Origin of the sequence: Corallococcus sp. AB030, assembly GCF_003668965.1 — a bacterium.
GTDB lineage: Bacteria > Myxococcota > Myxococcia > Myxococcales > Myxococcaceae > Corallococcus > Corallococcus exiguus.
In genome coordinates this window covers 44,577-66,264 of the sequence record NZ_RAWQ01000011.1, presented here as the reverse complement: position 1 = coordinate 66,264, position 21,688 = coordinate 44,577, and the positions used below count along the sequence as shown (strand labels likewise).

21 protein-coding genes are annotated in these 21,688 nt (G+C 69.7%); 14 read left to right on the top strand and 7 right to left on the bottom strand.

Annotation, left to right across the window (positions count from 1 at the left end):
- Window positions 1-10: 10 nt before the first annotated feature.
- On the bottom strand, window positions 11-817 hold the full coding sequence (locus D7Y15_RS04835) for a DUF3108 domain-containing protein (RefSeq protein WP_121751823.1): 807 nt from the start codon (window positions 815-817) through the stop codon (window positions 11-13).
- 293 nt (window positions 818-1,110) lie between these two features.
- Here D7Y15_RS04835 and D7Y15_RS04830 point away from each other — a divergent pair, with 293 nt between their 5' ends.
- On the top strand, window positions 1,111-1,329 hold the full coding sequence (locus D7Y15_RS04830; RefSeq protein WP_120574921.1) for a hypothetical protein: 219 nt from the start codon (window positions 1,111-1,113) through the stop codon (window positions 1,327-1,329).
- Window positions 1,330-1,336: 7 nt separating this feature from the next.
- Here the strand turns inward: D7Y15_RS04830 and D7Y15_RS04825 are convergent, their stop codons facing one another.
- Complete coding sequence (locus D7Y15_RS04825; protein ID WP_121751822.1) at window positions 1,337-2,005, bottom strand: YggS family pyridoxal phosphate-dependent enzyme; 669 nt, start codon at window positions 2,003-2,005, stop codon at window positions 1,337-1,339.
- Window positions 2,002-2,595, bottom strand: coding sequence for a nucleoside triphosphate pyrophosphatase (locus D7Y15_RS04820; protein WP_120574923.1), 594 nt, complete (start codon window positions 2,593-2,595; stop codon window positions 2,002-2,004). The genes D7Y15_RS04825 and D7Y15_RS04820 overlap by 4 nt, the downstream gene beginning before the upstream one ends.
- Window positions 2,596-2,659: 64 nt before the next feature.
- On the opposite strand from D7Y15_RS04820, the gene D7Y15_RS04815 reads away from it, so the two are divergent.
- Complete coding sequence (locus tag D7Y15_RS04815) at window positions 2,660-3,760, top strand: sensor domain-containing diguanylate cyclase (protein ID WP_121751821.1); 1,101 nt, start codon at window positions 2,660-2,662, stop codon at window positions 3,758-3,760.
- On the opposite strand, the gene D7Y15_RS04810 is transcribed toward D7Y15_RS04815, so the two are convergent.
- Window positions 3,761-5,338: a SurA N-terminal domain-containing protein gene (locus D7Y15_RS04810; protein ID WP_121751820.1), complete on the bottom strand. Its 1,578-nt coding sequence runs from the start codon at window positions 5,336-5,338 to the stop codon at window positions 3,761-3,763.
- Between the two features lie 230 nt (window positions 5,339-5,568).
- On the opposite strand from D7Y15_RS04810, the gene mreC reads away from it, so the two are divergent.
- Genes mreC through D7Y15_RS04785 form a run of 5 tightly spaced genes read left to right on the top strand, consistent with a single transcriptional unit; the run spans window position 5,569 to window position 10,781 of the window.
- Window positions 5,569-6,435, top strand: a complete 867-nt coding sequence (gene mreC, locus D7Y15_RS04805; RefSeq protein WP_120574926.1) for a rod shape-determining protein MreC — start codon at window positions 5,569-5,571, stop codon at window positions 6,433-6,435.
- Entirely contained in the window at window positions 6,432-6,932 is a 501-nt protein-coding gene (locus D7Y15_RS04800; RefSeq protein WP_120574927.1) for a hypothetical protein, read from the top strand. Before mreC ends, D7Y15_RS04800 begins: the two co-directional genes overlap by 4 nt.
- Window positions 6,929-8,986, top strand: coding sequence for a penicillin-binding protein 2 (gene mrdA / locus D7Y15_RS04795; protein ID WP_120574928.1), 2,058 nt, complete (start codon window positions 6,929-6,931; stop codon window positions 8,984-8,986). The genes D7Y15_RS04800 and mrdA overlap by 4 nt, the downstream gene beginning before the upstream one ends.
- A 7-nt stretch (window positions 8,987-8,993) precedes the next feature.
- Window positions 8,994-10,121: a rod shape-determining protein RodA gene (rodA, locus tag D7Y15_RS04790; protein WP_167548497.1), complete on the top strand. Its 1,128-nt coding sequence runs from the start codon at window positions 8,994-8,996 to the stop codon at window positions 10,119-10,121.
- Window positions 10,122-10,139: 18 nt separating this feature from the next.
- Window positions 10,140-10,781, top strand: coding sequence for a PilZ domain-containing protein (locus D7Y15_RS04785; RefSeq protein ID WP_121751819.1), 642 nt, complete (start codon window positions 10,140-10,142; stop codon window positions 10,779-10,781).
- Between the two features lie 16 nt (window positions 10,782-10,797).
- Here D7Y15_RS04785 and D7Y15_RS04780 read toward each other — a convergent pair whose 3' ends face one another.
- Both D7Y15_RS04780 and trxA read right to left on the bottom strand, forming a co-directional pair.
- Entirely contained in the window at window positions 10,798-11,139 is a 342-nt protein-coding gene (locus tag D7Y15_RS04780) for a hypothetical protein (RefSeq protein ID WP_120574931.1), read from the bottom strand.
- A 438-nt stretch (window positions 11,140-11,577) separates the two neighbouring features.
- Window positions 11,578-11,904 (bottom strand): thioredoxin, encoded by a 327-nt coding sequence (trxA, locus tag D7Y15_RS04775; protein WP_120574932.1) that lies wholly within the window; start codon window positions 11,902-11,904, stop codon window positions 11,578-11,580.
- Window positions 11,905-12,078: 174 nt separating this feature from the next.
- On the opposite strand from trxA, the gene D7Y15_RS04770 reads away from it, so the two are divergent.
- The 7 genes from D7Y15_RS04770 (at window position 12,079) to D7Y15_RS04740 (ending at window position 20,038) form a co-directional block, all read left to right on the top strand.
- Window positions 12,079-12,441 (top strand): hypothetical protein, encoded by a 363-nt coding sequence (locus D7Y15_RS04770; protein WP_120574933.1) that lies wholly within the window; start codon window positions 12,079-12,081, stop codon window positions 12,439-12,441.
- Window positions 12,442-12,496: 55 nt separating this feature from the next.
- Window positions 12,497-13,309 carry an inner membrane protein YpjD gene (locus D7Y15_RS04765; RefSeq protein WP_120574934.1) on the top strand — a complete coding sequence of 271 codons (813 nt, stop codon included), beginning with the start codon at window positions 12,497-12,499 and terminating at the stop codon, window positions 13,307-13,309.
- Between the two features lie 2 nt (window positions 13,310-13,311).
- Window positions 13,312-14,652, top strand: coding sequence for a glutamyl-tRNA reductase (gene hemA / locus D7Y15_RS04760; RefSeq protein WP_120574935.1), 1,341 nt, complete (start codon window positions 13,312-13,314; stop codon window positions 14,650-14,652).
- Window positions 14,653-14,657: 5 nt separating this feature from the next.
- Window positions 14,658-15,599 carry a hydroxymethylbilane synthase gene (gene hemC / locus D7Y15_RS04755; protein ID WP_120574970.1) on the top strand — a complete coding sequence of 314 codons (942 nt, stop codon included), beginning with the start codon at window positions 14,658-14,660 and terminating at the stop codon, window positions 15,597-15,599.
- Between the two features lie 11 nt (window positions 15,600-15,610).
- Complete coding sequence (locus tag D7Y15_RS04750; protein WP_120574936.1) at window positions 15,611-16,372, top strand: uroporphyrinogen-III synthase; 762 nt, start codon at window positions 15,611-15,613, stop codon at window positions 16,370-16,372.
- 73 nt (window positions 16,373-16,445) lie between these two features.
- Window positions 16,446-18,203: an MYXO-CTERM sorting domain-containing protein gene (locus tag D7Y15_RS04745; protein WP_120574937.1), complete on the top strand. Its 1,758-nt coding sequence runs from the start codon at window positions 16,446-16,448 to the stop codon at window positions 18,201-18,203.
- Window positions 18,200-20,038, top strand: a complete 1,839-nt coding sequence (locus D7Y15_RS04740; protein WP_121751818.1) for a GspE/PulE family protein — start codon at window positions 18,200-18,202, stop codon at window positions 20,036-20,038. Before D7Y15_RS04745 ends, D7Y15_RS04740 begins: the two co-directional genes overlap by 4 nt.
- A 66-nt stretch (window positions 20,039-20,104) precedes the next feature.
- On the opposite strand, the gene D7Y15_RS04735 is transcribed toward D7Y15_RS04740, so the two are convergent.
- Window positions 20,105-21,637, bottom strand: a complete 1,533-nt coding sequence (locus D7Y15_RS04735; RefSeq protein ID WP_169820980.1) for a hypothetical protein — start codon at window positions 21,635-21,637, stop codon at window positions 20,105-20,107.
- Window positions 21,638-21,688: the final 51 nt, after the last annotated feature.

Here is a 21,688-nt window from a genome sequence, read left to right as displayed (position 1 = left end):
ACGACGCTTTTCAGTCGCCCGAGTTGTCCGCCCGGGCCACCGCCACCACGCGGCCCGGCTTGTAGTCCGTCAGCTCCGCCACGACGGTGCCCAGCGCGAAGTCCGCTTCGATTCGCACCGGCACGTGATGCGCATCCGCGCTGAGGTACGCCACCAGGTCGCGCTTGGATTCCAGCTTGCCGCCGAAGTCGGTGTGCACGCGCACGCGGAAGGTGTCTCGCGCTCCCGCGGGCGTCGTCACCGTCTCGCGGCCCTCCACCGTGGCGCTCATGGTGAACTGCTTGCTGCCGGTGAACACCGGGTAGGAGTAGGAGCGGCCCACCACCAGCTCCTGGCCGCGCAGCGCGAACGTCGCGCCCGCCACGTCCATGGTGCCCTCGGGCAGCGTGTGCTCGGACTCGCGCGGCGGGTCGCTCTCCTTCTGCTTGATGACCTTCGCGCCCGCTCCGTCCGCGGAAAGCTGGATGCGCTGGCGGCGGCGCTTGCGGTTCTCCTCCGAGTGCAGGTCGCTTCCCGTCACCCGCTGGCTGCCCGCGTCCCAGTACGACACGAAGCGGCTCTTGAGCGGGTAGACGCCCACCAGGTCGTCCGACTTCGCCATGGACACGATGGGCCACACGCTCTGGCCCCACTGCGTCATGGGCGCGCCCACCGTCACCGTCGCCGTGCCGGCCGTCAGCCCCAGGTAGCGCACCCGGTACTGGGCCTGCTCACCCGGGCCGAACGCCGCGCCGGTGGGCTCCTGGGCATGCGCCAGCGTGGACCCCATGAGTCCCACCACCGCCGCCGTGAACCCCCACCTGGACAGACTGCGCATCGGGTGTGCTCCCTTGCTTGCAAGTTAGGTGGCCGGCCCGCCCAAGCCAACCGCGCCCCTCAACCGCCCCCGCCACCGGACATTTCCAGGACGGGCGGCCGTGGGACAGCATTCAAAGCCGTCTGGCCGCCCTCCGGACGCGCCTGGGAAAGACTGACAGGGGACGGAAATGGCGGCCCGCAGGGGTACACGCCCGCAAGGGTCGCTGACAAATGGCGGACAGTCCGGCGCGCCTGCCTGGATGCCTGGCAGGGCACCCCCGGACGCAACGCCCGGTGCTAGCGTCCGGGGCCATGGCCAACGACTTCCACTTCGACGACGACGACTTCGCCAAGGACTCGGGCTCCGGCGGCAGCCGCGTGTTGAAGGAGTTCGACTGTCCCGGCTGCAACGCCAACAACCCCGTGGACGAGACGTTCACCGACGGGGACGAGGTGCGCTGCAACTACTGCGGCTGCGAGTACAAGGCGCTCGTCAACCAGGAGGGGCGGGTGCGGTTCCGCGAGCTGTGAGCGGGCTTCAGGCGCGCTCGCCGAAGATGGCGGTGCCCACGCGCACGGCGGTGGCGCCCTCCAGGATGGCCTGCTCGAAGTCGTGCGTGGTGCCCATGGACAGGGCCCTCAGCGCATGCGTCGCCGCCAACTCGCGCAGCCGGGCGAAGCCCTCGCGCATCCGCGCCACGTCGTCCGTGGGCGGCGGCAGCGCCATCAGCCCCACCACCTGGAGGTTCGGCAGCTCGCGCACCTGCGACAGGAAGCCGCCCAGCGCGTCCGGGGTGAGCCCGTGCTTGGTGTCCTCGCCGCCCAGGTTGAGCTCCACGTAGCAGGGCAGGGGAGGGGAGCCCGCGCGCCGCTTCGACAGCTCCGTGGCGACGTCCAGCCGCTCCAGCGCATGGAAGGCGTGCGCGACGCGGGCCACGTACTTCACCTTGTTCGTCTGCAGCGACCCGATGGCGTGCCAGCGCAGTCCGTCCAGGTCCTTGAGCTCCTCTGCCTTGTCCCGCAGCTCCTGGGCGTAGTTCTCCCCGAAGTCGCGCTGCCCCGCGGCGTACGCCTCGCGGATGAGCGCCGCGGGCTTGAGCTTGGACACGGCCACCAGCGTCACCGACGACTCCGGCCGCCCCGCGCTCGCGCAGGCCTTCGCCAGGCGCTCGCGCACCCGCGCCAGGTTGTCCGCCACGCTGCTCATCGCTGACCTTCCGTCCAGGGCAGCGGCATGCCCACGCGCTTCAGCAACGCCAGCGTCTCTCCCAGCGGCAGGCCCACGACGTTGGAGTGGCTGCCGTCAATTCCCTGCACCAGGAAGCCGCCCTTGCCCTGGATGGCGTAGGCGCCCGCCTTGTCCAGCGGTTCGCCGGTGTCCGCGTACCAGGCAATCTCATCCGGCGAGAGCGTGCGAAAAGTCACCTGCGTGCGAACCACCTGGGCGTCCCGGGCACGGCCGGCCACCGCGATGCCGGTGAAGACCTCATGGATCCGGCCGGACAGCCGGGCGATCATCCGCCGCGCCTCCGCCGCGTCCCGGGGCTTGCCGAGCAGCTCCGACCCCAGGGCCACGGTGGTGTCCGCGGCCAGCACCCATGCGTCCGGGTGTCGGGTGGCGACCGTGCGAGCCTTCTCCACGGCCAGCCGGAGCACGTAGTCCGACGCAATTTCTCCGGCCATCGGCGTTTCATCGATATCCGCCGCCGCCACGGTGAAGCGAAGGCCCAACTGGGCCAATAAATCCTTGCGCCGGGGCGATGCGGAGGCGAGAACGAAGCGTTCGGTTGGATCCATGGGCGGGTGCGGGATGTTTCGCGCTCGCGGGCCTTAGCAGACTTGCGCTCCAGAGGGCACCTCGATGAATCCCGCGGACCTCCTGTCGGCCATGAAGCGGACAGTGGAGCAACTGGCCGCCTACAACGAGATGGCCAAGGCGCTGACCTCCACGCTGGAGCTGCGCGAAGTGCTCGCGCTGGTGATGCAGAAGGTCAGCGCACTGCTCAAACCGCGCAACTGGTCGCTCATCCTCCAGGACGAGCGCAGCGGAAAGCTCTACTTCGAAATCGCCGTGGGGGAGGGCGCCGAAGCGCTCAAGGGCCTCCAGCTCAATCCGGGGGAAGGCATCGCCGGGGCGGTGTTCTCCTCGGGCGTCGCGCGGCTCGTCCACGACGTGGCCGGCGATTCCAGCTTCGCGCCCCGCTTCGATGAGGCCTCCGCCTTCCACACCCGCTCGCTGCTCGCCGTGCCGCTGGTGGCGCGCGAGCGCGTGCTGGGCGTGATTGAGCTGGTCAACGGCCCCACCGAGCCCGGCTTCACGCATGACGACCTCACCGCCCTGTCCGCCATCGCGGACTACGCGGCCATCGCCATCGAGAACGCGCGCAACTTCCGCCGCGTCCAGGAGCTCACCATCACGGACGAGCACACCGGCTGCTTCAACGCGCGGCACCTGCGCGCGCAGCTGGAGCAGGAGGTGAAGCGCTCGGCGCGCTTCCGCCACCCGCTGTCGCTCGTGTTCCTGGACCTGGACCACTTCAAGTCCATCAACGACCGGCACGGGCACCTGGTGGGCAGCGCCACGCTCAAGGAGGTGGGGGACCTGCTCATCAGCCTGGGCCGCCACAACCTGGACGCCGTCTTCCGCTACGGCGGCGACGAGTTCGCGGTGATGTTGATTGAGACGGACAAGGAAGGGGCCCAGGTCATCGCCCAGCGCATCTGCGAGGCGTTCCGCGGCCAGCGCTTCCTGCGCGCGCAGGGGCTGGACGTGGCGCTCACCGCGAGCGTCGGGGTGGCCTCCTTCCCGGAGCACGCCACCACTTCCACGGACCTCATCCGCGCGGCGGACTTCGCCATGTACGCGGCCAAGGGCCGGGGCCGGGACCGCATCGCGGTCTCCGAGGCCCCTTCGGCGGAGGGGACCCCGCTCGAGGTCCCCTACGCCCGCTCCGGCGGGTGACTACCCCGCGGCGCCCAACACCGAGTCGATGGCCTCGTTGTTGGTGACGACGTTGCCGCTCTTCTTCAGCGACTTGAGGAAGGACTCCGTCAGCTCGATCTGCTTGGCCTGACGGGCCTGGGTGCGCAGCTCCTCCTTGCGCTTGTCGAAGCCCGCGGTGTCCGGCTTCTCGCGCTCCACCACCTGCGCGACGATGTTCGCCTCGCCCACGGTGAAGACCTCGCCCAGCACCGCCGGACCGCTGGCCTCGAAGGTGGCCTTCACCAGGCCCGGCGCCGGACCCAGGTGCGGCACGGAGTCACCCTGAGCGGTGAAGCTGTCCGTCTCCACGGCCTCCGGCTTCGTCTCCGCCTCGAAGCGCAGCAGCGCGGGCTGCTGGCCGGCGGGGACCGGGAACTGCTCCTTCAGGGACTTGCCGGCCTTCGCCGCCGCCAGGGCCTTCTCGGCCTCCGCCTTCGCCAGCCCCTTCGCCTGCTCCTGCTTGTAGAGGCTGGTGGCGATCTCGCCCTTCACGTCGTCCAGCTTCTTGGCCTGGGCTTCCTTCTTCTCCTCCACCTTCACCAGGTGCACGCCCAGCGCGGACTCCACCGGCTGCGTCACTTCCCCGGCCTTCAGGGAGAACGCCGCGTCGGCCAGCGCCGGGTCCCACGTGGTGCGCTCCACCCAGCCCAGCTCGCCGCCCTTCAGCTTGGTGGCGTCGTCGTCGCTGCTCGCCTTGGCCAGCGTGGCGAAGTCCTTGCCGCCGTCCAGCTCCTTGCGCAGGCCTTCCGCCTTCGCCTTCGCCTGGGCCTTCTGCTCGGGCGTGGCGTCCGGGGCCACCTTCACCAGAATCTGGCGGGCGCGGATCCGCTCCGGCACGTTGTAGACGAAGCTGTTCGCCGCGTAATAGTCGGCGATCTCCTTCTCGTGCGTCTTCTGGAACTCCGCGAGCTTCGCGGGCGTGGGCGCGGGGACCTTGTCCGCGAACATCGTGGGCAGGAAGCGGGCGAACACCAGCTTCGCCTGGTTGCCTTCCTTCTCGTAGCGGGCGCGGACCTCGTCGTCCGACACCACGGCACCCGTGCGCACCACGTCCAGCATCTTCTGGGCGGCCATCTGCCGGCGCAGCTCCTGCTCGTACTCCTGGGGCGTGCGGCGGTAGAAGTCGCGCAGCACCTGCTGGTAGCGGGCGAAGTCGAACGCGCCTTCCTTGCTATGGAAGTCGGTGTTCTCGTGGATGAGCTTGCGAAGCTCCTCATCCGAGGGGCTGATGCCGTGGCGCTCCGCCGACTGGGCGAGCAGCTCCGCGTTCACCAGCCGGTCGAGCACCTGCTTGTCCAGGCCGAACTGGCGGGCCACCGACTCCGGGATGGGGTTGCCCTGCGAACGCAGGAAGTTCATCTGCCGCGACCAGGCCATGCTGAAGTCGCGTACAGGGATCTCCTTGCCATTCACCGTGGCCACCGCGCTGGCGGTGGGCGCCTGGCTGCCCTTGTCCGCGAACCCGTTGCTGCCAGGGCCGAACTGGAGCGTGAACACCACGGCGATGCCGATGATGAACAGGAGGGAGAAGACCTTCCGGGGATTCAAACCGTCCATTGTGGTCACTTCACGGTCGGAAGCGCCCGCGAATCACCTTGCGGAAGGTCTCGCGGCGCCGTGTTGTTGGTAGCCCGGCCGGTGGGGATGCATGAGTGTCAACACCCCCTCATCCGGGCCTTGACTGCCTAGGACAACAGACCGGAAAATGCAAGCGATTCAGCCAGCTTAGCCCGACCCTCTCCCCCTTCCATCCGCGTCCTTCGCCCACCCCGGGAAAGCCCCCGTCCGTGCTGTCTCTTCTCAAGCGGTACCGCCGCTTCCTCCTCGTAGCCGCCCTCCTCCTGTACCCCCTCGGCGCCTTCCTGCTGGGCGGGCGGCGTGGCCGCGACCCGAACTTCGTCGACCGGGGCGTCATCGCGCTCACGGCCCCCGTGCAGCAGGGGCTCACCGCCGGCATCGACGGCGCCGTGGCCGCGGTGCGCAACTACCTGGACCTGCGCGGCGTCCGTCAGGACAATGACGCGCTGCGGCTGGAGAACCTGCAGCTGCGGGCGACGGTGCAGGCCCTGGGCGAAGCCCGCTCGGAGAACGGGCGGCTGCGAAAGCTGCTGGCGTACGCGGAGGCCGTGCCCGGACCGGAGATTCCGGCGCGGGTGGTGGGCGTCAATCCGGTGGCCAAGCTCCTGTCGGTGCGGATCAGCAGCGGGGAGAAGGACGGGGTGTTCCGGGGCATGTCGGTGGTGACGCCGGACGGGATTGTCGGGCAGGTCATCCGGTCCACGGGCGGCTACGCGGACGTGGCGCTGGTGACGGATCCGCAGAGCCGGGTGGCGGTGCGGGTGCAGCGCTCGCGGGCCCGAGGCACGGCGGCGGGCGCGGGCAGCGGCCCCCTGACGCTGGAGAACATGCTGCGCACGGAGGACGTGGAGGACGGCGACCTCATCATCACCTCCGGCACGGACGGCATCTATCCTCCGGGGCTGGTGGTGGGGCGGGTGACGCAGCTGGAGAAGAAGGAGCACGGCATGTTCCAGGGCGCGGACATCACTCCCGCGGTGGACACCAGCCGGCTGGAGGAGGTGTTGGTGGTGGGCAGTCCGTACAGTGAGATGACCGCCACCGGCGGGGCCTCCACGGAGGGCACGCAGAAATGAAGTTCCTGGTGACCGTCATGCTGGCGCTGGTGCTGCTCACGCTGGAGTCCGTGTTCGTCCAACAGGCAGGGCTGGTGCTGGGCCGCGTGGACGTCACGGTGGTGCTGGTGGCCTTCCTCGCGCTCCGGGCGAGCCTCACCGAGGGGGCGTGCTCCGCCTTCGCGGTGGGCTACCTGCTGGACCTGATGAGCGGCCAGCCCACGGGCCTGTTCACGTTCCTCGCGGTGTTCACCTTCCTGGTGGGCCGCCTGGTGGCGTCGTTCGTGGACGTGCGAGGGCCCGTGGCCTTCGCGCTGTTCGCCATGGGCGCGGACCTGGGGCACGCCCTCTTGTCCACGTTCTTCACGTGGCTCACGCTGAAGGACGGCTCCACGGCGCCGCAGCTCTCCGGCATGCCGGTGCAGCTGGCGCTCACGGGCGTGGCGGCCCTGTTGCTCTTCCCGCTGTTCAAGCGGTTTGAAGTGGCGCAGGAGCGCCCGGCGGGGTTGCTCCGTTGACGCCTCCGACCATTGGCAACACCACTCCAGGCCGGGACCTGAAGCGCCGCTTCCTGTGGCTGGGCCTGGCCATGTCGCTGGGCATGGTGGCGCTGGCCATCCAGCTGTACCGGCTCCAGCTCATCCGCCATGAAGAGTACGCCGCCAAGAGCGTGGCGAACTTCGTGAAGGAGGTGCGCCTGCGCGCCGACCGCGGCGTCATCAAGGACGCGCGCGGCACCATCCTGGTGGACAGCCGTCCGTCGTTCGACGCCTTCGTCACTCCGGCTTTCTGCACGGACTGCTTCGAGCAGGTGATTCCCCGCCTGGGCGAGCTGCTCCAGTGGGACCCCGAGCAGCGCAAGAAGATTGAAGACCTGGTCCGCTCGAGCCGCCGCAACGCGCCCTTCCAGCCGGTGCCGGTGCGCGTGGACCTGACGCGCGACGAGTACGACCGGCTCAACGCCCGGCGCGACATCCTGGACGGCGTGGAGGTGGTGCCCGTGCCGCACCGCAACTACCGCGCGGACACGGTGCTGTCGCACGTGCTGGGCTACATGAACGAAATCACCCAGGAGGAGCTGGAGCGCCTCAACGGGGACGGCGCGAAGTACGCGCTGGGCGACTACATCGGCCGGCGCGGCCTGGAGCGCTACTTCGAGTCCAAGCTGCGCGGGCGGGACGGCGTGCGCAAGGAAGTGGTGAACGCGCGCGGCCAGACGATTGAAGAGCTCAACGACAAGCTGGGGGAGAACGCCGTCATTCCGCCCACGGCCGGCAGCAACGTGGTGCTCTCCATCGACATGCGCCTCCAGGAGGAGGCGGAGCGCGCGTTCCCGGGCGTGACGGGCGCGGTGGTGGCCATCGACGTGAACACCGGCTTCATCAAGGCGCTGGTGTCCCGCCCCGGCTTCGACCCCAATCTCCTGACGGGCCGCGTGACGCCGTCGCAGATGGCCACGCTGGCGAGGGATCCGCTCCACCCGATGATCAACCGCGTGGCCGCGGAGCACTACAGCCCGGGCTCCACGTTCAAGGTCGTGACGCAGCTGGCGGCCTTCAAGTCCGGGGCGTTCCGGCCGGAGACGGTGGTGCACTGCTCCGGCGGCTACCGGCTGGGCGCGCGCGTGTGGCGCTGCCACAAGGACAGCGGCCACGGGCCCCTGGACGGCCGGGGCGCCATGAAGGCGTCGTGCGACGCGTGGTTCTACAAGGTGGCGGACACCATCGGCCTGGACCCCATCGCGGAGATGGGCAAGTCGCTGGGCCTGGGCCGCCCCACCGGCATCGGCGTGGTGGCGGAGGTGCCGGGCATCATGCCGTCCAGCGCGTACCACGACAAAGCCTCGCCGGGCGGCTACACCAAGGGCATGGCGCTCAACAGCGCCATCGGGCAGGGCGACGACAACGTGACGCCCCTGCAACTGGCGCTCGTCTACGCGGCCGTGGCCAACGGCGGGAAGCTCTACAAGCCGCAGATGGTGCAGCGGCTGGAGAACCTGGACGGGCAGGTGATGGAGGAGTTCAAGCCGGAGGTGGTGTCTCAGACGGACATCAACCCCGCGCACCTGAAGGCCATCGTGGAGGGCCTGGAGGCGGTGGCGCAGGAGCCCGGCGGCACCGCGTACCGCGCGAAGCTCAAGTCGGGCCTGCCCGCGGACTTCCTGGTGGCGGCCAAGACGGGCACCGCGCAGGTGGCGCGCATCGGCGCCGTGCGTCTGAAGACGCACCAGATGAGCTACTTCGAGCGCGACCACGCGTGGTTCGCCGGCTTCGCCCCCGCGAACAAGCCGGAGCTGGCCGTGGTGGTGCTCAACGAGCACGGCGGCCACGGCGGCGTGGACGCGGCGCCCACGGCGCTGGCCGTGATGAAGAAGTACTTCGAATTGAAGGCGCAGGACGCGACGTCACCGCCGCCCCGCGCCAACCAGCCCTACACGCCGTCGCTGCCGCCGGCGCCCAGCCTGGATGAAGCCTCGCTCACCCGCGCGGTGCCGCCGCCCAAGGTGAACCTGCCGGGAGAGCCCATCCAGCCGCCCTCGGAAACCGGAGACGACAGTGCAACTGCGGATTGAGCGCCGGATGATGCCCCACGTGCCGTGGGGGCTCGTCGTGTGCGTGCTGGGCGTGTGCGCGCTGGGCATCTGGAACCTGGCGTCCGCGTCCCGGCCCCCCATGGCGCCGGTGTGGACCAGCCAGGCGCTCTACCTGGGCGTGGGCCTGGGCGCGGTGCTGATGGTGTGCCTGGTGGACTACCGCTGGATCCAGCGGATGGCCTTCCCCATCTACGTGCTCAACATCCTGGCGCTGCTGGCGTTGCGGCTGGTGGGGCATACGGCCAAGGGCGCGGAGAGCTGGTTCGTCATTGGCCCGTTCCGCCTGCAGCCCGCCGAGTTCATGAAGATTGGCGTCGTGCTGATGCTGGCCAAGGTCTACCACGACGACTTCCAGCCCAATCAGCCGTCCTACGGGCTCGTACGGCTGTGGAAGCCGGTGCTGGTGGTGATGGTGCCCTTCACGCTGGTGCTGGTGCAGCCGGACCTGGGCACCGCGCTGATGATCTTCCTGTCCTCCGGCACCGTCATCCTCTTCGGCAAGGTGCGCTGGTACCTGGGCGCCACCATCGTGGCGGGCGTGCTGGTGGGCGGCCTCATCATCTGGAACGACTACGTCCGGGAGATGCCCGAGCCTCGCAGCACCGTCGTGCGCCACTACCTCAAGAAACACCAGAGCCAGCGCATCTCCGGGTGGTTGGACCCGGAAGCGGACCTGCGCGGCAGCGGCTATCACGCCGCGCAATCCAAGATTGCCGTGGGCTCCGGTGGCCTCACCGGCAAGGGCTGGCGTGAGGGAACCCAGACAGGTCTGCGCTTCCTGCCGGAACAGCACACGGATTTCATCTTCTCCGTGTGGGCCGAGGAGCACGGCTTCTTCTCTTGTCTCCTGTTGCTCGTGCTCTACGGCGGCATCTTCATTCTCGGGCTGGGCGTGGGATTCAGTGCACGAGACCGTTTTGGAGCGTTCGTCGCGGTGGGGGTGGTGGCCACACTTTTCTGGCAGGTGTTCGAAAACATCGGCATGGTCATTGGCCTGTTGCCGGTGACGGGCATCACGCTGCCCCTCATGAGCTACGGCGGCTCCTCGATGCTGTCGGTGATGTTGTGCATCGGGCTGCTGGTGAACATCAGCATGCGCCGTCACATGTTCTGACGGCCGCGGAGGCTTCCGATGGTGGTGCAGAGGAAGGGTGTGACGACGGCGAAGGCCGGCACGGCGGTCCGCGGGCCGGAGGACACGCAGGCACCCCGGCCGTTGGTTCCGCCGGTGGGCACTTCACGCAACGTGCCCCTGCCCAGCGCGGTGCCCCGCATCGAAATGAACCAGGGGGAGCCGGAGCACCGGCACTTCCCGCGCGCGCAGCTGGCCACGCACTTCGACCTCTGGATGGAGGACGACGCGGGCGGCCGGCGCTTCTCCGCCGGGCTCACGTCCGTGAACGTGAGCGTCAGCGGTGCCTTCCTCGCGAGCACCTTCTTCCTGCCCATGGGCTCGGTGGTGCGCGCGCGCTTCGCGCTGGAGGAGGGGGCCGCCCCCGTGGAGGCTCGCGCGGAGATTGTGCGGGAGGAGCGTGGCCCGGAGGAGGAGGGCCGCAGCGGGTTCGCCCTGCGCTTCCTGGACTTCTCAGGTCAGACGGAGGTGGCGCTCGCCCGGCTCTTCCTGGGCATGCGCCTGAGGGCCTTCACGGAGGACTACCTCAAGTCCCAGCGCGCCCGCTCCCTGCCCAATGAGCTGGAGCGGGTCATCGACGTGATGGCGGCCTGGGAGCTGCTCAAGGCCACCACGCCCGGAGACCCCTGGCGCGGCGAGTAGGGCCCCGGTACGGGGGTCAGGCGGGCTTGCCGGTGGCGATCTGCCTGCGGCGCTCGGCCTGGTAGTGCGCGGAACACAGGCCCTTGGAGCGCTGCTCGCGGGTGCAACCACTCACCGTGCAGCGGCGGTCCATGGGCACCGGCCCGCCCGCCACCGTCTTGGGGGGACGGCCGCGGCGGCGACCCGCCATCACCGCGCCATTGCCCGGCGACGCCGTGACGGCGCCCATGCTCGGCATTCCCGTGTTCAGCGCGCGCAGCATGCCGCGGCCGATGGCATCACCCAGGGCCTCCGCCCACGACGTCAGGGCAGGGGTCAGCGGTGCTTGCGAGGTCAATTCTTTGCGAAGGCGTGCCATGAAAACTCCTGTAGAAACTCGCCAATCAAGACAGGCGTGTACTCGCGACTTCTGTCTGTTGTGGCGAACTCTGTCAACAAGACATGTTGGGGTCGTGTTTGACTCGTAATGCAATTTCAATGTCTGTTGAACAAAACACGACGGGAGGATCGCCCAGCCGTCCCTGTCGGGCGTTTGTCTCAAGGGCAGAGAAATGTCTGCGTCAGGGGGCAACCTGCACCCGGTACGTGAAAGCCCTTAGCGTCGCGGTGAGTTGTCTTTCTACAGACATATCGAACCGCCAGGCATGTCACGCCGGGGTGTCTGGTTGGGAGCCCAGACGCAGCGTCCCCTCTCACCGGGCGCGGAGTCTGGCGGTGAGAGCCAGCGGCGCCGTGGGTGGGAGGGGACGAAGGAGACGGCCGCGAAGCGCGGGCCCGTCACCGGGGACACACGGACTTAGAGACTCTTCCGGATCGCGTCCTCGATGCGCGACTTCGGCACCGCGCCGACAATCTGCTCCACGACCTTGCCGCCCTTGAAGAGCAACAGGGTGGGGATGGAGCGGATGCCAAACTGCTGAGGCGTGTCCTGGTTCGCGTCGATGTCCATCTTCGCGAACGTCACCTGGCCCTTGTACTGGGCGGACAGCGCCTCCACGGAGGGCGCGATGGCGCGGCAGGGAGCGCACCAGGTGGCCCAGAAGTCCACGAGCACGGGTTGTTGAGAATCCAGGACCTGCTTCTGGAAGTCCGAATCACTGATGTTGATCACGTCGCCAGCCATGTCGTCACCTCGTGTCTACTGCTTGAGTAGGATACGTCCTGAGCTTCGCGTCCGGCGGGTGCCAGGGGGGCGGGAAGGCCGGGCCGCTTCCGGTGGAACGGATGCCGCATCTGGCCGGAGGTTGCACCCCATTTCCAGGCCCGCCGGACATGAGGGTGGTGTAGTCTGTGGGGCGTGACGAAGCTCTTCCTGTCCCAGGCCCAGCTCGAGGAGTGGGCGCTGGAGGACAAAGCAGACCTGCGCGAGGGCCGCCTGGTGGTCGCCGCCGAAGGCGGGAGCACCTGGCCGCTCACACCCGCTGTCCACGTGGTGCAGCTGGTGTCCGGGGAGGACACGCACCAACTGGTATCCCGGGTGAAGACCGAGGAGCAGCTCGGCCGGCTGGGCGCCGAGCAGATGGCCGACTCCATCCTGGTCGGGGACTCCGCGTACGAAGTCGTTCCGGGTTATGTCGCGGAGGTGGGGGCGCCCGCCCCCGAGCGCAAGCCCAATTCGGAGACCGACCTGCTGGCGGCCTTCATTCTCAATAAAATGTAAAACGGGCTGAGGCAGGACTGAATGCCTCCTCGGCCGGGGTTATGAGCCTGCCGCCATGAGCCATACGCTCGTCTCGCTCGCCTGCCACGCCTACGGCCTGGCCGCGCTCGTCTACCTCGCCTTCCTGGTCCGCCAGTCCCAGGTGCTCGCCGTCACCGGCCGGGTGCTGGTGGGGACCGGGCTGCTGATGCATTGCGTTGCGCTCATGGGCCTTCTGAGCGCGCAGGGGGGCCGGTTGGTGGGCCCCGCGCAGGGCATGTCCACCTTCGCCTTCCTGCTGCTAGCGCTCTTCCTGGCGCTGGATGTGCGCTACCGCAAGCCCGTCATTGGCGCGTTCCTCACGCCGCTGGCGGTGGCGGTGCTGCTCATCGGGATGCTGTTGCACGGCGGGTCCACGCCGCTGCCGGACGCGGTGCGCCAGCCGCTGTTGCCGGTGCATGTCACCATCGCGCTTCTGGGCATGACGGCCTTCGGTGTGGCGGCGGGGGTGGGCGTCATGTACCTGCTGATGGAGCGGGAGGTGAAGGCCAAGCACTTCGGGCTGCTCTTCTCCCGGCTGCCGTCCCTGGAGTTCCTGGACACGCTCAACCGGCGGCTCGTGGTGTGGGGGTTCATCGCGCTGTCGCTCACGCTGGCGACCGGCGCCCTGTTCACCACCACGCTGCGGGGGCTCGCCTGGGCGCTCGAAGCCAAGCACGTGGCGACGTTCGTCGCCTGGGGCGTGTTCGCCGCGCTCGTCAACGCGCGCATCTTCGCCGGCTGGCGTGGCCGGCGGGTGGCGCTGCTCACCATGGCCGGCTTCTGCCTGGTGCTGGTCTCCTTCCTGTCGTCCTACGACCTGTCCGCCGCTGGCCCGGGGATGCCGTAGCCATGGAAATCATCTGTATCGGCGTGTCACACCGCACCGCGCCCCTGGGTGTCCGCGAGCGGCTGGCATTGCCTGAAGCCCGGCAGTCGGAAGTGTTGCAGCGGCTGGCGCAATCGCCCGTGGAGGCGCTCTGGGTGTCCACGTGCAACCGCGTGGAGGTGTACCTGGCGGCCCCCAGCGCGGAGCTGGCGCGGGAGCGCGCGCGGGAGACGCTGCACTCGCTGGGCGGCGCGGAGGCGTTGGAGCACCTGTACGAGCACCAGGGCGAGGCGGCGCTCGTGCACCTGTTCCGCGTGGCGTCCAGCCTGGACTCCATGGTGCTGGGCGAGGCGCAGATTCTTGGGCAGGTGAAGGACGCCTTCGAGCGCGGTCAGGGCGCGGGCGCGGTGCGCGGTGAGTTGACGCGTGCGTGCGCGGCGGCGTTCGGTTGCGCCAAGCGCGTGCGCACGGAGACGGCGGTGGGTCGCGCGGCGACGTCCATGGCGTCCGCGGCCGTGCAGCTGGCGAGCAAGGTGTTCGACGGGCTCAAGGACAAGACCGTGCTGGTGGTGGGCGCGGGAGAGATGGGTGAGCTGGCGGCGCGGCACCTGAAGAACGCGGGCGCCGGGAAGCTCATCGTGACCAACCGCACGCTCGCCCGCGCGGAGGCGCTGGTGGCGGAGGTGGGCGGTGTGGCGAAGCCCTACGAGGAGCTCTTCACGCTGCTCGGCGCCGCGGACGTGGTGGTGACGAGCACCGCGTCGCCGGTGCCCATCTTCACGCGCGAAAATGTCGGCGCGCTGGGCAAGGCGCGCAAGGGACGGCCGCTGTTCATGGTGGACCTGGCGGTGCCGCGAGACATCGACCCGGCGGTGGGGACGTTGGACTGGGTGCACGCGTACGACGTGGATGACATCCAGAAGTTCGTCGCGGACAACACCGCCGCGCGCGCGGAAGAGGCGCACAAGGCGGGCGGGCTGGTGGCGCAGGAGGTGGCGCGCTTCGCCCGGGAGCGCGCGCTGCGCGACGGCATGCCCGTGCTGGCGCGCCTGCGTCAGCGCGCGGAGGCCATTGCCCGCGCGGAGGTGGAGCGCACGCTGCTGGGCCTGGGCGACGGCCTCACCGACAAGCAGAAGAAGAGCATCGAGGCCATGGGGCGAGCCATCGTGAACAAGCTGTTGCATGAGCCCACCGCGCGCCTGCGCGCCGTGGGCCCGCAGGGTGAGGGCAACCGGTTGGCTGGCGCCGCCGCGGAGCTGTTCGGCCTCACGGAGGCGGAGGCCGCCGCCATCGCTCCGGAAGAATCCGCCGCACCTCCACAGGAGGCGCGCAACACCGTGGTGGCCACCGGGAGCCGGCGATGAAGGCGATGAAGACGGTGCGCATCGCGACGCGGGAGAGCCCGCTGGCGCTGTGGCAGGCGAATCACGTGGCCTCGCTCCTCACCGAGCGCAACCCCGGCCTGGAGGTCACCCTGGTGAAGATGATCACCGAGGGCGACCGCTTCCTGTCCGCGCCGCTGTCCGCGGTGGGCGGCAAGGGCCTGTTCGTGAAGGAGATTGAGCAGGCCCTGCTCGACGGCCGCGCGGACGTGGCGGTGCACAGCCTCAAGGACATGACGTCGGTGTTCCCGGAGGGGCTCATCCTGGCGGCGGTGCCGGCGCGCGAGGACCCGCGCGACGCATTCTGCAGCCCGGACGGGCACACGCTGGCGATGCTGCCCGCGGGCGCGAAGGTGGGCACGTCGTCGCTGCGGCGCAGCTGCATCCTGCGCGCGCGCCGGCCGGACCTGGAGATCGTCTCCCTGCGCGGCAACGTGCAGACGCGCCTGCAGAAGACGCGCGATTTGCAGCTCGCGGGCGCCATGCTGGCGGCGGCGGGGCTCAAGCGCCTGGGATTGGACCACCACATCACCCAGGTGGTGCCGGTGGCGGAGAGCCTGCCGGCGGTGGGGCAGGGCGTGTTGGCCATCCAGTGCCGCGAGGCGGACGCGGACGTGCGCGCGCTGCTCGCCCCCCTGGAAGACGCCCTCACGCGCAACGCCGTGCGGGCCGAGCGCGCCTTCCTGGCGAAGCTGGAGGGCGGCTGCAGCGTGCCGCTCGCCGGCCACGCCACGGTGGAGGACGGCCAGGTGTACCTGCGCGGATTGGTGGGCCGGCCGGACGGTTCGCTGGTGGTGCGGGGCGAGGTGAAGGGGCCCGTACCGGAAGCGGAGCGGCTGGGCGAATCGCTCGCGGACGAGCTCCTTTCGCGCGGGGCGGGAGACATCCTGCGCGATTTCGGCCGCCGCGAAGGCGCGTCCCGCGCCTAGAGTGCCAGCCCGTGGACCGGCGACTGGATGGCATCCGAATCTTGGTGACGCGCCCCCGTGAGCGGGCAGAGGAGCTGTGCTTCCTCCTGGAGGACGAGGGCGCGGAGGTCCTCAGCCTGCCGCTGTTGGAGCTGCATCCGCCGGAGGACCCGCGCCCGCTCGCGTCCGCCGCGGAGCACGTGCAGCGCTACCACTGGGTGGTGTTCGCCAGCCCCTCCGCCGTGGAGTCCTTCCTGGAGGCCCTGCGGCTCGCCGGCACGTTGGACCGGCTGTCCCGCGTGAAGCTGGCCGCCGTGGGGCCGCGCACCGCGAGGGCCGTGGAGGGCTTTGGCCTGAAGGTGGAGGCAGAACCCCACGAGGGCACCGGCGCGGCGCTCTTCACCGCCCTGCGCGACGTGCTGGGGCCGGAGGACGACGTGCTCCTGCCCGCGGCGGAGGAGGGGCGGCGGGAGTTGGAGGACGGCCTGCGCGACCTGGGCGTGCGTGTCACGCGCGTGACGGCCTATCGCAGCGCGCCGGCCGCCGTCGACCCGGAGGCGCTCGCCCAGCTGGCCGCGTCCCCGCCCCAGGTGGTGCTCTTTGCTTCGCCGCGCACCGCGGAGGCCTTCGTGGAGGGGGTGGGCCGTGAGCCGCTGGCCTCCGCGAAGGTGGTGGCCATTGGCCCCACCACGGCGACCGCGCTGACGCAGCTGGGAATCCCCGTGGCCGCCGTGGCCGAGCGTCCCACGCCCGAAGCGCTGGTGGATGCCACCGTTCGCGCCGTTCACGGGTAGACTGCGCGCCCGGTGACGTCCGGGCGCCCAGTCGGAGCGCCCCGTGCGGACGTGACGTGACGAGGTGCGGGTGATGATGCGTGGGACGCAGCGGAGTGTCTTCCTCCTTGGACTGCTGGCGCTGGCCACGACGGCGCAGGCCCAGGGGGGCTACCAGTTCCTGGATCACTGGGTGCTCAACAACAGCCAGGACCCGTTCCCGTACTACGTGGACGCGCGCAACAACCAGCCGGCGGGCAATGACATCTCGCTGGTGGAAGACGCGGTGAAGAAGTCCTTCCAGGCCTGGCAGGACGTGGACTGCGCGTGGCCCGCCTTCACGTACAAGGGCCGCTCCACCATCGTCCCCATCCCGGACGTGAACGATCGGCTGGACGGCTTCAGCGTCGCCGCCATCTGGGTCACCGACCCGCTCAGCACCCAGTACAAGGACGTGCTCAACGAGACGAGCGTGTCCGTCGCGGTGCCTCTGAGCCACGGCGGCAACGTCTACCAGTGCGACATCTTCCTCAACGCCGTGCGCTACAAGTTCACCTCGTTCACCCCCACGCCCGCGGGCTTCATGGACATCCAGACGGCGGTGATGCGCGAGGTGGGCCACTGCCTGGGCCTGGGCAGCACGTATGAGTACCCGGACTCGGTGATGTACTTCGCGCAGGAGACGGGCGTGCAGCGGCGCACCCTGTCGTCCTATGACCGGGGCGCGTTCTGCCAGCGCTACCCGCAGACGGGAGCGGTGGGCTCGCCCTGTGACACCACCGCGTGCTCCGCGGGGCTCACCTGTGTCACGACCCAGTCCACCACCAGCGGCAACTCGATGAAGATCTGCTCCAAGGCGTGCCCGTCCGGTGCGCCCGGAGCCTGCCCGGACCCCTACCAGTGCCGCGCGTCCACGCTCATCGCCGGCTCGCAGTTCGCCTGTCTGCCGGAGGCGATTGGCACGGGCACCAAGGTGGGCAACCCCTGCGCCAGCGCCTCCTCGTGCGGCGCGGCGGATTCGCGCTGCCTCACGGACGCGGACAAGACCCCCGCCTTCCCGGCCTGGAAGGACGGCTACTGCACGGAGTCCTGCGTCGCCAACGCGGACTGCCCCACCGGCTCCACGTGCGCATCCGTGGGCTCCGTGGGCAAGCGCTGTCTGAAGAACTGCCGCCCGGGAAAGGGTGACTGTCGCGACGGCTATACCTGCAACACGCTGCCCAACGGCGGGGGCGACGTGTGCGTCGCCGACTGCTCCACCAACAACGACTGTGGCTCCAACTACGCCTGCCGCTCGTGCGACCACGCCTGCGTGCAGCAGCTGACGGGCACGCGCAGCGTTGGCGACCCGTGCCTCCAGGATTCGGAGTGCGGCTTCAACCAGCAGTGCCTGAAGCTCAACGGCAACCCGCAGGGCGTGTGCGCGGAGCCGTGTTCGGTGGCCGCTTGCACGTGCGGCCCCGGCAGCACCTGCCGCTCGGCGGGCACTGGCGAGGACCGCTTCTGCTTCCGCGACTGCGGCACGGGCACCTGCTCCTCGCCGCTCCAGTGCGTGCCGTTCCAGGAGGGGACCGCCTGCATCGCCCCCTGCCGCACCAACCAGGACTGCCCCAACGGCCTGTACTGCGGCAATGGCGGCCAGTGCTACGACCCGTACGTGAAGACGGACGGCGGCACCTGCACCCTGTGCAGTGACGGTGGCACGCCGCCGCCCCCTCCGTTGGACGGCGGCACGGGCGGAACGAACAACGACCCCGGCGGTTGCGGCTGCCAGAGCGGCCCGTCCTCCGCGGCATTCCTCGTGGGGCTCGGGGTGTTGCTCCTGGCCACCCGCAGAAGGAGGAACGTGTGACCCAGGCGCCTCCCCCCGGAAGCAGCGGCCCCTCGCGCGGCGCCACGGATTTCACTCTCGGCTTCGTCCTGGAGGCCCTGGTCGCCCAGCGCCTGCTGACACCACAGCAGGCGCAGGAGGTGCTGGCGCGAGAGCCCGCCGCGCGCGCCCGCGTCATCAAGGCGCAGGCCGGAACGGGCAAGGACGCGGCACGCTATGACGTGTCACCCGTGGAGCTGGTCGCGGCCTTCCAGATTCCGGCGCCGGGGGGGCGTGGCGTGCTGGACGAGGACCGCGTCACGGAGGCCGCCGCGCGCGCCGCGGGGCTGGCCTACCGGAAGTTGGATCCGCTGAAGATGGACATGGCGCTGGCCACCCGCACGGTGTCCCGGCCCTACGCGCAGAAGCACGTGCTGCTGCCCCTGGAGCGCACCGAACAGGGGCGGCTGCGCGTGGCGGTGGCCAACCCCTTCGACCGCGAGCTCTTCGAGTCCTTCCACCGGCTCACCGGCGAGCCGGTGGAGCCCGTGCTGTCCGCGAAGACGGACATCCTCCGCTCCATCGCGGACATCTACGGCTTCAAGAAGACGCTGGCCCAGGCCGCGGACGACTTCAGTGGCGCGAACGCGCAGATCGCCAACTTCGAGCAGCTGGTGTCGCTCAGCGGCACGCAGGAGCTGGAGGCGTCCGACCGGCCGGTGGTGCAGGCGGTGGACTACCTGCTGCGCTACGCGTTCGACAATCGCGCGTCGGACATCCACATCGAACCGAAGCGGGCCACCGCCGTGGTGCGCCTGCGCATCGACGGTGTGCTGCACCCCGTCTACACGCTGCCCGCGCAGGTGCACCCGCCCATCGTGTCGCGCGTGAAGATGCTGTCGCGCATCGACATCTCAGAGAAGCGCCGCCCCCAGGACGGCCGCATCAAGACGGAGCGCGACGGCCGCGAGGTGGAGCTCCGCGTCTCCACGCTGCCCACCGCGTTCGGCGAGAAGGTGGTCATCCGTATCTTCGACCCGGAGACGCTGGTGCAGGACATCGCCCAGCTGGGTTTCGATCCGGACGAGAAGGGCCACTTCGAGTCGTGGATTGATCAACCCCACGGCCTCATCCTGGTGACGGGCCCCACGGGCAGCGGCAAGACGACGACGCTCTACTCCGCGCTCAAGGCGGTGGCGGGGCCGGACGTCAACGTCACCACGATTGAAGACCCCATCGAAATGGTGTGGGACACCTTCAACCAGGTGCAGGTGCAGCCCAAGGTGGGCCTGGATTTCGCGGGGGCGCTGCGCCACATCCTGCGCCAGGACCCGGACGTCATCATGGTGGGCGAAATCCGCGACGCGGAGACGGCGGAGAACGCGATTCAAGCCGCGCTCACCGGCCACCTGGTGCTCTCCACGCTGCACACCAACGACGCGCTGGGCGCGGTGGCGCGCATGAAGGACCTGGGCGTGCCGGCCTTCCTCCTCGCTCAGAGCCTGCTGGGGGTCATGGCCCAGCGCCTGCTGCGCCGCGTCTGCGTGCACTGCGCGGAGGACGCGGTGCTCACGCCGGACGAACTGCTGGCACTCGATGCGCCGCTGCCGCTGTTGCCCGGCGGCGTGAAGCTGTCCAAGGGCGCGGGGTGCGTGCGCTGCCGCGGCACAGGCTTCTCCGGCCGCACCGGCGTCTTCGAAATCGTCTCCACAAACCGGGAGGTGCGTGAGCTCATCGCCCGCGAGGCGCCCTACGAGCACCTGGTACAGGCGGCGCGCCGCGGTGGCATGCGCACGCTGCGCGAGGCCGCCGTGCGCAAGCTGGCGCAGGGCCTCACCGCCTTCGACGAGGTGGTGCGGATGACGTCCGCCTTCTAGAAACACGAAGGGCCCGCCGTGATGCACGGCGGGCCCCGCGAAGCTGCCCGAAGAGGGCAGGGCGGCCTAGAAGCGCGCCTGCAGCAGCGTGTTGAAGCCCAGCGCGTGCGGCTTCTCGAAGTTCGGCTGCGCGATGCCCGTCACGTCGTCCTCGAACGTGGTCCGGTTGGTGTCGTACGTGTAGTAGACCTCACCCACGGCCGCGACCGTCTCCGACAGGTCCCACCGGAAGGTGGCCTTCGCGGACCAGATGAGCTCCGCCTCGCAGGCGCTGGTGCCACCGCAGGTGCTGGGCAGGATGCTCAGCTGGTTGGCGTCACGCACCACGACCGTGCGCGTCCCGGTGAGGCTGGGGGGCGGGTTGCTGCCGCCCACGAGCGGAACCGGGCTGCGGAAGGACGCCGGCTGCTGCGCGCCGATGATGAAGCCCGGCGTCAGGTGCAGCTTCTCGATGTTGTAGTCCACGCCCAGCGCGCCGAAGACTTCAGGCTTCAGGACCGTGCCCGTGGGGAAGTCCTGGAACGGGGGGAAGCCCGGCACGTCGAACTGGATGAAGGACAGGCTGCGCACCAGCGCCAGCGCGTTGAAGCGGAACCGGTTCAGCTTCGCGCGGCCCTGGAAGGCGAGCGCCACGGCCCCCTGGGGCTTGGTGGCGCCGAACTTGTCCGGGTCCTGCAGGGTCTGCGTGAGGTAGCTGCCCTCCAGCGACAAGGAGTACGACAGGCCACCCGGGTACGTCTCCGGCGCGAAGAAGCGCTGGTAGATTTCCGGGTCGTTCTTGTAGAGCCGGAAGTCCACGCTCGTGCCCACCGGCACGCCCACGTGGTAGACGACCTGCCCGGACACGCCGGCCGAGTTGACGCCCGCCTCGATGGACTGGTTCGCCAGACCCGGGACGATGCCCTTCTGGAAGTAGCCGCCGCCGGCCTCCACGCGCAGCGTCTCCAGGATGTCCCAGCCCGCGCCGGCCATCACGCCGTAGAGCGTTTCCTGCTCCAGGATGAGGTCGTTGAGCACCAGCGCCGTCTTGCCGCCCACGTACGCGTACCAGCGGTCGCGCGTCACCTGGAACTTGGCGCCCGGCACACCCGCCGCGGACGCGCGGTTGGTGAAGATGGAGCTGCCGCCCCAGGAGATGCGGTACGCATAGCCCAGACGGAAGCGGTCCGCGGACACCGGGAAGCCGGTGAGCGAGATGCCTTCCTTCTCACCCCAGCCCGGCGGCTGGTAGTTCAGGCGCACGTAGCTGGAGTTGTCGAGGATGTCGACACCGCCAGACGGGCGCTCCAGCACCAGCAGCGTGAGGGCCGCCTCCGTCGTGAGGCCCTCGAAGAACGCCGGCATGCGCTTGTAGAGCACGACGTTCGACAGCGACTCGAAGCCGGAGAACCGGGTGTTGAAGTTGTCGTAGAACTGCGTGTTCTGGTTGCCCGCGCCAAAGCGCGCGTTCGGGCTGTTGGGAGTGGTCTCTCCCGCGCCCGCCAGCACGTTGTCGTCCGCGAAGACGAACGACAAACGGGTGTCCACGAAGTCCCCGGCCCAAGCGGGCGCGGAAAGGGTTGTCAGGCCCGCCAGGGCCAGCGTCTGCAACGTTTTCAAATTCCCTCCAGGAAGCGGTCCGGGGGAGACCGCTCCTCCCAGCGCCCCGGC

Excerpts from the sequence above, each read along its gene's own strand:
- trxA (WP_120574932.1), bottom strand. The coding sequence starts at position 11,904 with ATGGCTGGCGACGTGATCAACATCAGTGATTCGGACTTCCAGAAGCAG.
- D7Y15_RS04745 (WP_120574937.1), top strand. The coding sequence starts at position 16,446 with ATGATGCGTGGGACGCAGCGGAGTGTCTTCCTCCTTGGACTGCTGGCG.
- D7Y15_RS04800 (WP_120574927.1), top strand. The coding sequence starts at position 6,432 with ATGAAGTTCCTGGTGACCGTCATGCTGGCGCTGGTGCTGCTCACGCTG.
- D7Y15_RS04835 (WP_121751823.1), bottom strand. The coding sequence starts at position 817 with ATGCGCAGTCTGTCCAGGTGGGGGTTCACGGCGGCGGTGGTGGGACTC.
- D7Y15_RS04830 (WP_120574921.1), top strand. The coding sequence starts at position 1,111 with ATGGCCAACGACTTCCACTTCGACGACGACGACTTCGCCAAGGACTCG.
- D7Y15_RS04785 (WP_121751819.1), top strand. The coding sequence starts at position 10,140 with ATGGTGGTGCAGAGGAAGGGTGTGACGACGGCGAAGGCCGGCACGGCG.
- rodA (WP_167548497.1), top strand. The coding sequence starts at position 8,994 with ATGATGCCCCACGTGCCGTGGGGGCTCGTCGTGTGCGTGCTGGGCGTG.
- hemC (WP_120574970.1), top strand. The coding sequence starts at position 14,658 with ATGAAGACGGTGCGCATCGCGACGCGGGAGAGCCCGCTGGCGCTGTGG.
- D7Y15_RS04780 (WP_120574931.1), bottom strand. The coding sequence starts at position 11,139 with ATGGCACGCCTTCGCAAAGAATTGACCTCGCAAGCACCGCTGACCCCT.
- D7Y15_RS04815 (WP_121751821.1), top strand. The coding sequence starts at position 2,660 with ATGAATCCCGCGGACCTCCTGTCGGCCATGAAGCGGACAGTGGAGCAA.
- hemA (WP_120574935.1), top strand. The coding sequence starts at position 13,312 with ATGGAAATCATCTGTATCGGCGTGTCACACCGCACCGCGCCCCTGGGT.
- D7Y15_RS04765 (WP_120574934.1), top strand. The coding sequence starts at position 12,497 with ATGAGCCATACGCTCGTCTCGCTCGCCTGCCACGCCTACGGCCTGGCC.
- D7Y15_RS04810 (WP_121751820.1), bottom strand. The coding sequence starts at position 5,338 with ATGGACGGTTTGAATCCCCGGAAGGTCTTCTCCCTCCTGTTCATCATC.
- D7Y15_RS04825 (WP_121751822.1), bottom strand. The coding sequence starts at position 2,005 with ATGAGCAGCGTGGCGGACAACCTGGCGCGGGTGCGCGAGCGCCTGGCG.
- D7Y15_RS04820 (WP_120574923.1), bottom strand. The coding sequence starts at position 2,595 with ATGGATCCAACCGAACGCTTCGTTCTCGCCTCCGCATCGCCCCGGCGC.